12 protein-coding genes and 2 pseudogenes are annotated in these 13506 nt (G+C 38.7%); 9 read left to right on the plus strand and 5 right to left on the minus strand.

The genetic code is table 11. The features are described 5' to 3' along the window. The first annotated feature begins 158 nt into the window (after positions 1-158). From rpsT to V8V91_RS21070, 9 genes and pseudogenes are all read left to right on the plus strand, one after another. Positions 159-413 carry a 30S ribosomal protein S20 gene (gene rpsT, locus V8V91_RS21030; RefSeq protein WP_074222937.1) on the plus strand — a complete coding sequence of 85 codons (255 nt, stop codon included), beginning with the start codon at positions 159-161 and terminating at the stop codon, positions 411-413. A 96-nt stretch (positions 414-509) separates the two neighbouring features. Further along, the gene (radC, locus tag V8V91_RS21035) at positions 510-1205 is read left to right on the plus strand and encodes a DNA repair protein RadC (protein ID WP_373397061.1); all 696 of its coding nucleotides are present in this window, start codon (positions 510-512) and stop codon (positions 1203-1205) included. 111 nt (positions 1206-1316) lie between these two features. Next, positions 1317-1933, plus strand: a pseudogene (locus V8V91_RS21040) (DUF1684 domain-containing protein). Between the two features lie 742 nt (positions 1934-2675). Further along, a complete protein-coding gene (locus V8V91_RS21045) occupies positions 2676-3365 on the plus strand; it encodes a hypothetical protein (RefSeq protein ID WP_373397062.1) in 690 nt (229 codons plus the stop codon). A gap of 127 nt (positions 3366-3492) precedes the next feature. Next, positions 3493-5907 carry a phenylalanine--tRNA ligase subunit beta gene (gene pheT / locus V8V91_RS21050; RefSeq protein ID WP_373397063.1) on the plus strand — a complete coding sequence of 805 codons (2415 nt, stop codon included), beginning with the start codon at positions 3493-3495 and terminating at the stop codon, positions 5905-5907. A 3-nt stretch (positions 5908-5910) separates the two neighbouring features. Further along, positions 5911-6195: a hypothetical protein gene (locus tag V8V91_RS21055; RefSeq protein WP_373397064.1), complete on the plus strand. Its 285-nt coding sequence runs from the start codon at positions 5911-5913 to the stop codon at positions 6193-6195. Between the two features lies 1 nt (position 6196). After that, complete coding sequence (locus tag V8V91_RS21060; RefSeq protein ID WP_074222941.1) at positions 6197-6481, plus strand: cell division protein ZapA; 285 nt, start codon at positions 6197-6199, stop codon at positions 6479-6481. A gap of 69 nt (positions 6482-6550) precedes the next feature. After that, complete coding sequence (rny, locus tag V8V91_RS21065; protein ID WP_373397065.1) at positions 6551-8116, plus strand: ribonuclease Y; 1566 nt, start codon at positions 6551-6553, stop codon at positions 8114-8116. Positions 8117-8249: 133 nt separating this feature from the next. Beyond that, entirely contained in the window at positions 8250-8936 is a 687-nt protein-coding gene (locus V8V91_RS21070) for a zinc-dependent peptidase (protein WP_373397066.1), read from the plus strand. Here the strand turns inward: V8V91_RS21070 and V8V91_RS21075 are convergent. The 5 genes and pseudogenes from V8V91_RS21075 to kduI all read right to left on the minus strand — a co-directional run bounded on the left by V8V91_RS21075 (position 8926) and on the right by kduI (position 13124). Next, positions 8926-10332, minus strand: a complete 1407-nt coding sequence (locus tag V8V91_RS21075; RefSeq protein WP_373397067.1) for a tagaturonate reductase — start codon at positions 10330-10332, stop codon at positions 8926-8928. The two genes, V8V91_RS21070 and V8V91_RS21075, sit on opposite strands and share 11 nt — an antisense overlap. Positions 10333-10506: 174 nt before the next feature. Further along, complete coding sequence (locus V8V91_RS21080) at positions 10507-11325, minus strand: LacI family DNA-binding transcriptional regulator (protein WP_373397068.1); 819 nt, start codon at positions 11323-11325, stop codon at positions 10507-10509. Continuing rightward, the gene (locus V8V91_RS21085; protein WP_373397070.1) at positions 11322-11444 is read right to left on the minus strand and encodes a LacI family DNA-binding transcriptional regulator; all 123 of its coding nucleotides are present in this window, start codon (positions 11442-11444) and stop codon (positions 11322-11324) included. Before V8V91_RS21085 ends, V8V91_RS21080 begins: the two co-directional genes overlap by 4 nt. A 50-nt stretch (positions 11445-11494) precedes the next feature. Beyond that, a pseudogene (locus V8V91_RS21090) lies at positions 11495-12282 on the minus strand (gluconate 5-dehydrogenase). Between the two features lie 2 nt (positions 12283-12284). Further along, positions 12285-13124, minus strand: a complete 840-nt coding sequence (gene kduI / locus V8V91_RS21095) for a 5-dehydro-4-deoxy-D-glucuronate isomerase (protein WP_373397071.1) — start codon at positions 13122-13124, stop codon at positions 12285-12287. Between the last annotated feature and the right edge of the window lie 382 nt (positions 13125-13506).

Below are 13506 nucleotides of genomic sequence, written 5' to 3' on the forward strand. Positions count from 1 at the left end.
TTGTGCCTGGATAGGCGTTTTATCCAGTTTTTTCAATTGGAAGCAGCTTCTATTTATAGTAATCTGAGAAATAAATTGGCAGTGTAAATAATTTCTGATAACTTTGCACTCCAATTCGGAATAGGGGAACGTAAAGAATTTATTTATAATAACTAGATATGGCAAATCACAAATCAGCACTTAAGAGAATTCGTGCAAACGAAGCGAAGCGTTTGAGAAACAGATACCAAGCCAAAACGACTAGAACTTTCATCAAAAGATTGAAAGCTACTACTGATAAAGTTGAAGCAACTGAGCTTTACAAAAAAGTAGTTTCTATGTTGGATAAATTGGCGAAGAAGAATGTGATTCACAAAAACAACGCTAATAATAAGAAATCAAGATTAGCCAAGTTGGTTAACGCTCTTGGATAATCCATAAAGATTTATCTTTATAAAAAACCCTGCTTGTCAGGGTTTTTTTATTGTCTTTAAGTTAGTATTTTTAGTTGAACTTTTTTATACGTTATTATGGAAAATTACTCCTCTATTAAAATTTCCCAACTAGCTGAAGCAGATCGACCCCGTGAGAAATTACTCCTCAAAGGCAAATCCGCCTTATCTGATGCCGAGTTGATTGCGATTTTAATAGGATCTGGAACACCTTCCATGAGTGCAGTAGATTTATCCAGACATATTTTATCCAAAGTCAATGACGACCTCTTTTCATTGGCTCGCTTGACCATTCAAGACCTCAAGAAGTTTAAAGGAATAGGAGAGGCAAAAGCCATTTCCATCATTGCTGCGCTAGAACTGGGAAGAAGGAGAAAGGATTCTGAACCCATCCAGCGGCCTAAAATCACCTGTTCTCAAGATATTTATGAATTGATGAAGCCTGATCTTCAGGATGAGCAGATCGAGTATTTTTACTTGGTGTTGCTAAGTAGATCCAACCAAGTCCTAAAGAAACATCTTATTTCTCAAGGAGGGACTGCTGGAACCGTAGTAGATACCAAATTGGTTTTTAAAGCGGCTTTGGAATACTTGGCTCAATCCATGATTCTGGTTCATAACCATCCCAGTGGCAACCTCAAACCCTCCGAACAAGACAAAAGATTGACAGAAAGACTGGTCAAAGTGGGAAGGGAAATGGATTTGCCCATATTGGATCATGTTATTTTTACAGATGTTGGCTACTTTAGCTTCGCCGATGAAGGAATGATCTAAAAGGATGAAGCCTTGCATGCTGAAACCCTCGCCCTGTTGGGTGGGTTAAAAGGCATGCGGCAATTCCAAAGCAAATTGCAAGGACATCTTTGGGTAGACCAAACTAAACACATGAAGCCAAAAAATATTTTATTCTTATTTGTAGCTGCGGTAATTGTGGCTGCGATCGCCTATACCTTGACGGGGACAGAAAGTCCTGAAGCGTACATTGAAAAAATAGAAGCCGAGCGGGAGCGACAATTTAAATTCATTCGCTTCAACATCGACTCTCCTTTGACAGAGGAGCAAAAGCGGAATTTTAACGAATTGAATTTTTACCCCATCGATCCGACTTATAAGGTGAAAGCATTGATGGTACCCATAGAAAATAAAAAGGTTCGCGAAGTGCCTTTGACAGATGGTTCCAAGGAGCGATATATTGAGCATTCCTATGCGGAATTTGAATTGGCGGGGAAACCTCAAAAGCTGCTGCTCTTGCAATCCATGGATGAGCCGGATAAGCGAAACTTCTTTTGGCATTTGCAGATGAAACCAGTGGTATTGAGACTTATGGAGGAGGACGATACATCAATGCCAGACAAGATGGAAAGAGTAGTATCACCTTGGATTTTAACTTGGCATACAATCCCTATTGTGCCTATAATCCTGATTTTGCTTGCCCTATTCCTCCTCGTGAGAACATCATGGAGATCGCAATTGAGGCTGGTGAGAAAAATTACGAGAAATAACTTGCGTATATTTTTGCTAATTAATTTTGCAGTTCGTTTTTTTTTTTAACTAGGAATGTAATATTTCTTTAAACTAAATTTTATTCATTATGAAAAAAGTTATTTTCAGTCTGCTTTTCTTATTCCTAGCCTCCTTGGTGTAAATTTGTTTGCTTGCGATGCTCAAGCTACATGTCCGGATAATCAGGTTATATATTGTTCTGCGGATTCATATTGCGAATCTGGCGATGGGTATGTAAGCTGTACTTGGGCTAGTGGAGCAAAATCTGAAGCGTCTTGTAGAAATGGGGGAATACCTAACCATTAAAAACTCAAAGTTGTTAATGTATGTTTATTAAGAACAATAACAACTTTGGGTGATTTGTTAAAAAAAACATAATATATTTTTAGTTTAAATCAAGACTTATGAGAGCATTTACTATTCTTTTTTGCTTTAATATTTATCAATTCAGCTTGTTCAAGTGAAAGTATTTCTGAACCAGAATTAATTCGACTAAAACCTATATTTATTTTAGATCAAATTGGAAATGAATTATTTTTTAAAAATGTTTCTTTTTCTACGGATCAAAATCATGTCTATATAATTAGTAAAGATGATGCTTCTATAATCATCACAAACAAGGATTTAGAGCTTGTTAAGTTAATTAAATCACAAGGAGGTGGTCCCGGCTCACTTAAATCACCTACTTTTTCTAAAGTAAAAGGTGATTCATTATATGTGTTGGACCGAGGAAATAATAGATTGAATATCTTTGAAACTTCAAAAGGAGAATTTTTAAGTTCCTTTAAAATGCCCGAATTGACATACAATAAAAGGTTTGAGGTGGATAATTCAGGGAATTCATATTTTTCGATCTATCCAGAAACCGGAAAATCAATAGTGAAAATAGATGTTAATGGAAATGTTATTGAGAGATTTGGTGCTGAAAAAGGTGCTGAAATGCCAGATAATAATAGACTTATTCAACATATAGTTTTAAATGAGAACGAAGAACTTATCCAAATATATTTAAATCAAGGGATTATTGATTTAAGAAACCAGAAAGGTGGTTTATTAAATAGCTTTCATATTGATTCTTTTGAGCCCATTAAGAGATCATTGGATTCATTAGAAATGGACATAAAAAAGAGTCAAAATCAAGGAAATTCTGAATTAGTACCAGTTTTAATTGATAATACTCAATTTTCAGAGGGAAAATTATTTTTATCTTTTACAGACAGGATTGGTTTGGATAGATCCAAAACAAGGCATTTATTGATTTTTTCAATTTCGAATGAAAAATGCGTTCTAGAAAAAATTTTAAAATTTGAGACTGGAACAATTGATGATAATCTTCAACCTTATGATTTTTATTTTGATAAATACACCCAAAGGATCTATGTTCAAGGATTAATTACCAAAAATATTTATGTTTTTGAATTACCTTCCTAGCAATAGAACTTAATTTTTTATAGGGGTTTCTTATAGTAATTTTTATTTTTGTGAGAAAATTGGGGTTTTAGAACCCCTTTTGTTTATCCAAGCGAATCCTTGATTCGTTAGCAATTGCTTTAAATCAATGAAAATTTCAATAAATAGACTCAAGCATTACCTAAACCTCACAGAAAGCCCGGAGGAAATTTCGGCTTTGTTGACCAGGTCAGGGCTTGAGGTAGAAGGTCTGGAAGAATTTGAGTCCATCAAAGGAGCTTTAGAAGGTGTTGTGATCGGAGAACTCCTTACCTGTGAAAAGCATCCCGATGCGGACAAACTGAGTCTGACTACGGTGGATATCGGGGAAGGAAATCCGGTACAAATCGTTTGTGGAGCACCCAATGTCGCTCAAGGTCAAAAAGTGCTCGTAGCCAAAGTAGGTGCCACCATTTATCCTACATCAGGGGATCCATTGACCTTAAGAAAGGCGAAAATCCGTGGACAGGTTTCTGAAGGAATGATTTGTGCAGAAGATGAATTGGGAATTGGTACCAGTCATGCTGGCATCATGGTGTTGCAGACTGAATTGGCAAACGGAACTCCAGCTTCTGAATACTTGGAAATCTCCCAAGATCAAGTGCTTGAAATTGGGCTGACACCAAATAGAGCTGATGCAGCTTCCCATTTAGGGGTGGCAAGAGATCTTCAGGCTTTGTTGGGACAGAAAATCCAGCTTCCAGAAGAGCCTGAGCTAACTGTAGAAGCTTCAGGGCCAAAGATATCAGTAAAAGTAGAAAATTATGATGATTGCCCTCGCTATGCCGGAGTGGTGATTACAGATTTAAAAGTAGGTCCATCTCCACAATGGCTTCAGGATTTCCTGAAATCCCTTGATTTGGAACCTATCAATAACGTAGTGGATATCACCAATTTCATCTTGCATGATTTAGGTCAACCGCTACATGCATTTGATGCGGAGAAAATTGATCAGGGTGAAATCATCGTAGGCAAACTTCCTAAAGACACCAAGTTTACTACCTTGGATGAGAAAGAGCGCAAGCTTTCTGGAGAGGAGTTGATGATCAAGGATCCGAAAGGGGGATTATGTATCGCAGGGATTTTTGGAGGAGAAGGTTCAGGTGTTTCTGATGCAACTACTTCTATTTTCTTGGAATCTGCCTATTTCTCTCCCGATGTGGTTCGAAAAGGAAGCCAGTACCACGGCTTAAAGACGGATGCTTCTTTCAGGTTTGAAAGAGGAACAGATCCAAACATGCCGGTTTTTGCATTGAAGCAGGCAGTAAAACTACTTCAGGAATTAGCAGGAGGGAAAGTAGCTTCCGAGATTATTGATCTTTACCCTAATCCAATACAGGATTTTATGATAGGGGTGGAGTATGGACATGTCAATCGTTTGATCGGTAAGAAGATTGAACCGTCTGAAGTGAGGTCTATTTTGGAAAGCTTGGAAATCAAGGTGGAAAATGAAACAGAGACCGGTTTTACAGCGATCGCAAAGCCTTACCGTGTAGACGTGACGCGTGAAGCAGATATCATTGAAGAAATCTTAAGGATTCATGGATTCCATCAGGTGTTGCTTTCCGAAAATTTAAAAACGGAATATTTGGCTGAGCACCCTGTCAAGGATCTGAATAAACTTCAATACCGAATGACCGAGATTCTCTCTGCTCAAGGGTATTTTGAAATGATTACCAATAGTTTGACGAAGCCAGGCTATGCGGAGAAGTCCGGCTTTTTGGATGCTTCCAAAAGTGTGGAAATCTATAATAAGCTAAGTGAGGATTTAGGGGTAATGAGACAAACCTTGCTCTTTACTGGCTTGGAAGTCTTGGCTAGAAATATCAATAGAAGACAGACCGATTTAAAGACTTTTGAATTTGGAACGGTTTACCATAAAACAGAAGAAGGGTATCAGGAAGGAAGGAAATTATCCATCTTCCTATCTGGCAATAGATCCTCAGAAAGTTGGTTGGAGCCTACTCGGCCATTTGGCTTTTCAGATCTTTATTCTACAGTAGAGAAAATCCTTGAAAAACTGAATATCAGCGTGGGTGATGTTTCCATGGTGGAATCTGCTCCTTATGCCTATGGACTGAAATTAATGTTGGGCCAAAAAGAGATTGGTACCATTGGACTATTGGATGACAAAATTCTTAAGCTGGCGGAGGTAAGACAGGAAGTGTTCTTCGCAGAGTTGGATTGGGACTTATTGTGCAAGAAAGCAAGTGGTCTCAAAAAATACCAGGAGATCTCCAAATTCCCGGAAGTGCGAAGAGACTTATCCTTGGTAATTGATAAATCGATAACCTTTGATCAAGTAAAATCCGTAGGAATTAAGTTCGGAGGAAAATTATTAAGAAGAATTGGCGTTTTTGATGTGTACCAAGGTGATAAAATCGATGCGGGTAAAAAGGCATACGCATTGAGTTTTCATCTACAAGATCAGGAAAATACCCTGACCGATAAGGTAATTGATAAAACAATGAGTAAATTGATTCAAGCCTTTGAAAAAGAAGTAGGTGCATTGATCCGTACTTAGAAAATGATCCACGACGAACTGCAAAAATTAGAAAAACTGGTGCATCAAGCCAGTAAGAAATTGATTCTTTTAACTGAAGAAAATGAGCAATTGAGGTCAAAAATGACCGAAATGGAGTCTGAATTGAGTCAAAAAGAGCAGGAAATCGAATATTTTAAAAATAAAATTAAAATTAGTAACATTGTGGATAGCCGACCGGTGAATTCAGGAGATTCCACCGAAATGAGTGAATTAATCAATAATTATATACAAGAAATCGATCATTTAATCGCCTACTTATCCGAGTGATATGGAGACACTTGCCATAAAAGTAAAAATTGGGGATAGAGAATATCCGATGCGCGTCAAAATCGAGGATGAAGCCAAGATTAGGCATGCAGGCAAGTTGATTAATGAAAAATTGAAAAGGTACAAGGAGGAGTTTGGATTGGATGATAATCAGGATTTGCTAGCGATGGTAGCTTTTGACTGTATGGTAGAGTCATTGGAAACCAATGAAGTGAATGCAGAAGATAGTGAACATATACGCACGAGCTTGTCCCATTTGAATGCTTTGCTGACCAAAGCCTTGTAATTATTTGTTGCCCACTTATTTCAGGAATTTTTAGATTCTCCGCAGGTGAATTTCATATATAAATAACCTATGGGAGATATATTATACATAATCCTAGCCGCCCTGGTAGGGCTTGGTGCAGGAGCCGCGATAGCGGGTTTATTGATTAAAAATAAAAACCAAAAACTCGAAGAGGAGACCAAAGAGCGTGTTAAATCCATGCTTAGAGAGGCAGAAATCAATGCCGAAGCCATTAAGAAAGACCGAATTCTTGAAGCCAAAGAAAAGTATTTGAAGCTCAAATCAGAATTTGATGAAGAGGTAAATACGAAGAAGAATATTATCATTACCAATGAAAATAAGGTCAAGCAGAGAGAACAACATGTATCCAAGGAGCTGGAACAATTAAAGAGAAAAGAAGCTGAACTGGATAGTCAAAAAGAGAATTTAAATGCTCAGCTCCATGCAGTGAAAGTGAAGAAAGAGGAGCTTGAAAAAGTAACTAATCAACGAATCGCAGACTTGGAAAAAGTGGCAGCTTTGACTCGGGAAGAAGCCCGAGAGCAATTGGTGACCATGCTGACCGAAGAGGCTCAAACGAAGGCGTCTTCCCAGATCAAGGATATTTTGGATGAGGCGAAATTGTCAGCAACCAAGCAAGCCAAGAAGATTGTATTGGATACCATCCAAAGAACTGCTACTGAACATGCAGTAGAAAACTGTGTGTCTGTTTTCAATATCGAAAGTGATGATATCAAAGGTAAAATCATTGGTAGAGAAGGTAGAAATATCCGTGCTTTGGAATCGGCGACCGGCGTTGAGATAGTCGTAGATGATACTCCAGAAGCGATCATTATTTCGGGCTTTGATCCAGTTAGAAGAGAGGTAGCGAGATTGTCTCTTCATAGATTGGTTCAGGATGGAAGAATCCATCCGGCAAGGATTGAAGAGGTCGTTGCTAAGACCGAGAAAAACATCGAGGAAGAAATTGTGGAGATCGGAGAAAGAACGTGTATCGATCTTGGAGTGCATGGTCTTCACCCAGAGTTGATCAAAATGGTCGGAAGAATGAGATTCCGCTCCTCCTATGGTCAGAACCTGCTTCAGCACTCTAGAGAAGTGGCGAAATTATCTGCTACGATGGCAGCTGAAATGGGACTCAATGCCAAGCTGGCCAAGCGAGCAGGTTTACTTCATGATATTGGAAAAGTGTGGCCTGAGGAGCAAGAACTTCCTCACGCAGTTTTGGGGATGGAAATCGCCAAGAGGTACAAGGAACACCCTGAGGTTTGCAATGCGATAGGCGCACACCACGATGAGATTGAAATGACTTCCATGATCTCGCCAATCGTTCAAGCTTCGGATGCTATCTCTGGCGCAAGACCTGGTGCAAGACGTGAAGTAATGGATAGTTACATCAAGCGTCTGAAAGATTTGGAAGAGCTTGCCTTAAGTTTCGACGGAGTAAATAAATGTTTTGCAATGCAGGCAGGAAGAGAACTTCGCGTGTTGGTAGATGCAGATAATGTGGATGATTCTACAGCGGGTAAGCTGTCATTTGATATTTCACAAAAGATAGAGAAGGAAATGCAATACCCTGGACAGATTAAAATCACCGTGATCAGGGAAATGAGAGCAGTGAATTACGCGAGGTAATAACTGTTGCTAATATATGATATGGCAGTTACCTTTGGGTATCTGCCATTTTTTTTGAAATTATGATTGGCTATAAATTAGGTAGTACGATTCGTTTTTTTGAGGATTTAAGAACAAGCTTTTTAAACGCAAGTTGGAAGCATCTGATCTTTTTATCCTAGAAAGTAAATTTCCTTATTTTTCAAGGCTTTCTACCGTCCATAAAAAGGAGTTTTGTGAGAAGTTAGAACTGGTACTTACCACCAAAGAATTTATTGGCCGGGGAGGTATCCATATGGTCAGCCAGGAAATGGAATTGTTGATCGGGGCTACTATAGTCATGGTGACTTTTGGCTGGAAAAAAATTAAACTGCCTCATTTCAAAAGAATATTAATTTATCCCAATGTGTATTATAGCTCGATTTCCAAGAGTTATCATAAAGGAGAGGTAAATCCCAAATTGGGAGTCATTGTTGTCTCCTGGAGTAGTTTTCTTGAAGGAATGTCTGATGAAAAGGATGGGGTAAATTTAGGGATCCATGAAATTGCCCATGCCTTGAAACTGGAGAATTTGATCAAAAGTAATGGGGAAAGTGACTTTTTTAATCCTGAAACCTATCGTGAATATTCCCGACTAGCTGAAAAGGAGCTGGAAATCCTTGCTCAAAATTCACCCTCTTTCTTCAGGAAGGAGGGAGGAATTAATGAACATGAATTCTTTGCGGTAGCTGTAGAGAATTTCTTTGAAAGACCCCATGAATTTTTTAGTTATAACCCAGATTTATATGGAGCCATTGTCCGCTTGTTGAGACAAGATCCCCGGGTTTGGATTACGAAGTAAGTAGCGCTTCAGATTCCTTTATTACAAGTTCCGGTAAGCCCTTCAATTCATGGAGATTCTGCCCCCAGAAGTCTTCGTAAGAAAGTAATTTTAAAATGGTCTCTTTGGTGGAAGGCATCTCCCAGGCGGACTTGAATGTTTCTAAAATGTTCGGGTCATCTTTCAGTGGAATACTTTCCCCATCAAGAGTTTTTCCTCTGTAAAACACCAACAATGTAGCTAGGGATTTTACGAGCATCGGAGGCCAGGTTTTGTGTTTTTTATAATATTCCAATAGAGAAGGGAGGACTCTGACTTTAAATTTTGAGATGGAATTTAAAGCGATTGAAATAAGCTCATGATGAATAAATGGATTTGCAAATCGTTCCAATACATCATGGGCAAATTGCTCTAATTCCTCTTGAGGCATGTCCAGGGAAGGAATGATTTCATTGAATATCGCCTCTTTCATGAATTGACCCATTACCGGATCTTCTACCGCCTCGCGTACCGTTCTGATTCCCGATAGGTAGGCAAAGGGAACCATAGAGGTGTGACCACCATTTAAGATCCTGACCTTTCTGGTTCGGTAAGGAGTCAAATCCTTGACAAATTTCACGTCGAGACCAGCCAAGTGTAAGGGAAATTCCTGTTTTATCTGATCTGGGCCTTCAATTACCCAAAGATGAAATGGCTCTGCCATTACGGTCAATTGATCTTCAAACCCTGTTTTGTCCTGAATCTCTTTAATGGCGTCTTTCGGGAACCCTGGCACAATTCTATCCACCAGGGTATTACAAAAAATGCAAGAAGAAAATAGCCATTCGGTAAAATCATTTGGAAGCTTCCAAAGTGTAGCATACCGATCGATGCATTCTTTTAAACTGCCTCCATTGGTCTCTATTAGTTCACAAGGAATAAAAATCAGCCCCTTGCTTGGATCTCCTTTAAAATGTTCAAATCGATGGTATAAAAGCGCAGCAACCTTGGCAGGAAAAGAGTCTGGAATTTTGCTAGGGTCTACATCTGAGGGATCAAACTGGATTCCTGCCTCCGTAGTATTTGAAATGATAAAACGTAAATCAGGGTTTTCTCCCAATTGGAGGTAGGATTTATAATCCTCATTCGGATTACTGATTCCAGAAATAGAGGTGATTAATTTTACTTCATCTACTTTTTTTCCATCTTTCAACCCGCGAATAACCACATGAAACAAACAGTCTTGTGCAATCATTTTGGGATCAACTACCGGAGAATGTACCTGAACTACCTGAATTTTTCCGTCAAAAACTCCTTTCTCATTTGCCTCATCTACCATGAAATCGGTAAACCCCCTGAGAAAATTTCCATTTCCGTACTGGAGAATTTTAACTGGTCTTTCTGTGGTATTGATTTCTGATTTTGAAAGTTGTTTCATTGTTTTTGACGTATTTCAGAGAAGTGGAAAAATTTGTATAAGCTAAGTTATGGATATGGGATTATTGTTCTGTCTTGTAGAATAGGAAGTCAGTTGATTAAGAAGAGGAGCCTCTGATAATCAATTCGGGTTTCAAAATGGTTCTTTTTGCTACGGGGTCAGGTTTGTCATTATTCAATAATTCGAAAAAGGTTTCAGCAGTAATTTTACCCATGGGTATACTTTTTGATCTACCGTAGTGATGGCTGGTTCTGTAAAGGAAGTAAAAGGTTCATTTCCAAAACCTGCTAATTTTACGTCTTGGGGTATTTTAAAACCATGTTCTTTCAATACCTGCATAGCCCCCATGATTGAATAATCGGAGGAAGAAAAGATCGCATCAAATTTAACCCCATTGTTAAGTAGCTCCTCTGTCATTTGCCTCCCATCTTCTAATTGCATTTTACTGTTTATGATTAAATCAGGATCAAGTTTTATTCCATGATCCATCAAAGCTTCTTCATATCCCCTTTTCCTCTCTTTGTAGATATTGATTCTTTGTGAACTGGTAAAATGAACGATTCTTCTAGCGCCATTTTTTATCAGGTGTTCTACGGTTTGGTAGGCTCCCAAAAAATCATCTATGACCACTTGACTAACCTCCAAATCATTGGATACCCGATCGAAAAGCACCAATGGAATACCTTTTTGAATGATTTTTTCGAAGTGTTCAAAATTCTCCGTGGTCTTGCCAATGGAAGCAATGACACCATCCACTCTGGCGTTCAGTAAAGTCTCTACTGTTTGTGCCTCCTTTTCAAACTCATCGTAAGATTGGGAGATCACAATTTTATAATCCAGATTATTCGCAATTTCTTCAATTCCTCGAATGACAGAAGAGAAGAAATTCCGGTTGGCTGTTGGGACGATTACTCCAATGAGCCTACTTTTTCCACTCCTTAATGCGGATGCGATGTGATTGGGTTGATAATTGAGTTGCTTCGCTACTTTCAACACTTTCTTTTAGTAGCCTCAGATATCCTAGGATGATTATTGAGGGCTCTAGATACAGTGCTGGCGGTTATTTCCAGCTTCTCAGCAATATCATGAATCGTTGCTTTTTGTTTCTTCATTACAAGTCTGATGTTTGGGTCTATTGATTCTTGACATGGTAAATGATAGGTTATTCTCCATGAGGTTTTCCAATTGTTGCCAAGATTCCTCCATCAACATAGATGACCTGGCCATTAATGAAATTGCTGGCTTCACTAGCCAAGAAGACCGCTACGCCTCCGAGATCTTCAGGGTTTCCCCATCTTCCTGCTGGTGTTCTGTCGATAATAAAATCGTTGAAAGGATGTCCGTTGACTCTTATGGGAGCGGTTTGTTCTGTTGCAAAATAGCCAGGACCAATTCCATTGACCTGAATGTTGTGTTTTGCCCATTCGGTAGCCAAGTTGCGCGTAAGCATTTTTAAGCCACCTTTGGCTGAAGCATAGGCACTAACTGTATCTCGTCCCAATTCACTCATCATCGAACAAATGTTGATGATCTTTCCTCCCTTCTTTCTGCTGACCATAGATTTAGCTACTCTTTGGGAAACGATGAAAGGAGAGACTAAATCAATATCAATAATTTTTCTAAAGTCGCTAGGGTTCATTTCCAAGGCAGGAGTCCGTTGTATCAACCCCGCATTATTGACCAAAATATCTATATGCCCTACTTCAGACTCTATTTTTGAAATGGAATTATTCACAGCGATTTCATCGGATACATTGAAAAGGTACGGGTGAACTAGAATGCCGGCATTGGTATAATTTTCAATGGCAATTTCCTTTTTGAAGGAGTGTGGCCATTGACTACCAACTTTGCCCCGCTAAGTGCCAACGCCTTTGCCATGGCCATTCCCAACCCATGAGTGGCTCCAGTGACAAGTGCTATTTTTCCTTTTAAATCGAAGTTGGGCTTCATATCTATTTTAAATCCACAGGTTTGATTCCATCCATATCTGTGTAATCCATATTTTCTCCAGCCATTCCCCATATGAAGGTATAATTGGAAGTCCCCGCACCACTATGAATTGACCAAGACGGTGAAATGATTGCTTGATGGTTCTTTAACCAAATATGTCTTGTCTCGTCTGCTTGCCCCATAAAATGGGATACCACATTTTCCGCACTTAGGTCAAAATAGAAGTAGGCCTCCATCCGTCTGTCATGGGTGTGTGCAGGCATAGTATTCCAAACAGACCCAGGCTTTAATTCTGTCATTCCCATTTGAAGTTGGCAGGTTTCAAGAACTGAATTGACCAACAGTTTATAAATCGTTCGATGATTGGAGTTTTCAAGGGAGCCAAGGGTCATGACCTCAGCATCTTTTCTGGTGATTTTCCGAGTTGGATACTCCTGATGGGCAGGAGCAGAATTAAAGTATAAGTAGGTATCTCCCGATTGAGAAGGGTGAAAAACAACTTCCTTCGCTCCTTTTCCAATGTATAATGCTTCTTTATGGTCCAGCTCTATGGACGTTCCCTCGATATCTATTTTGGTCTTTGCTCCGATATTTATAATTCCTATTTCTCTTCGATCTAGGAAATTTTCTGCTTTTAATTGATCTACTGCTTCTAATTGGATAGGGGAATGGACCGGGTGAATACCTCCCACAATTAGACGATCTTCCATGGTGTAAACCCCTGAGATTTTATCGGCCTTGAATAAATCTTCGATTAAAAATTTATTTCTGATTTCCGAAGTTGGGTAGGCTTTGAAATCTTCTGGGTGGGAAGAGTATCGGGTGGTTATTTCAGTATTCATTTGGGGAATTAATGTAATCGTTTGCGCAATATAATCAAATAATCTTGGATGTGCGTACTGAAATTACTATTGACAATTGGTTAAATAGTTTATCTAACTGATTGATAGAATGTGCTTCTAAGTGATTATTTAAATTTTGATTTTTAAATCCAATCAAAAGTTTTTAATATGCAATCGATTGCTCAAAAATAGATTCAATTGTTATCTTTAAACAGGTTTTCTTGTAAATAATTGATAATTAGAAGATTATGTTCAAAAGGGGTAATGGGGAGTTCTCCAAGATTTTGTAGATCTTGGTTTTTGATGAAAATCGAGGTTTCTGCCTAAGGATACTCAAGCCTACCTATTCCCTGAATTGATCTTTAATATAAAGTTTCAAAAC

Source organism: Algoriphagus halophilus, assembly GCF_041729275.1.
In the GTDB taxonomy this organism is placed as follows: Bacteria; Bacteroidota; Bacteroidia; order Cytophagales; family Cyclobacteriaceae; genus Algoriphagus; species Algoriphagus halophilus_A.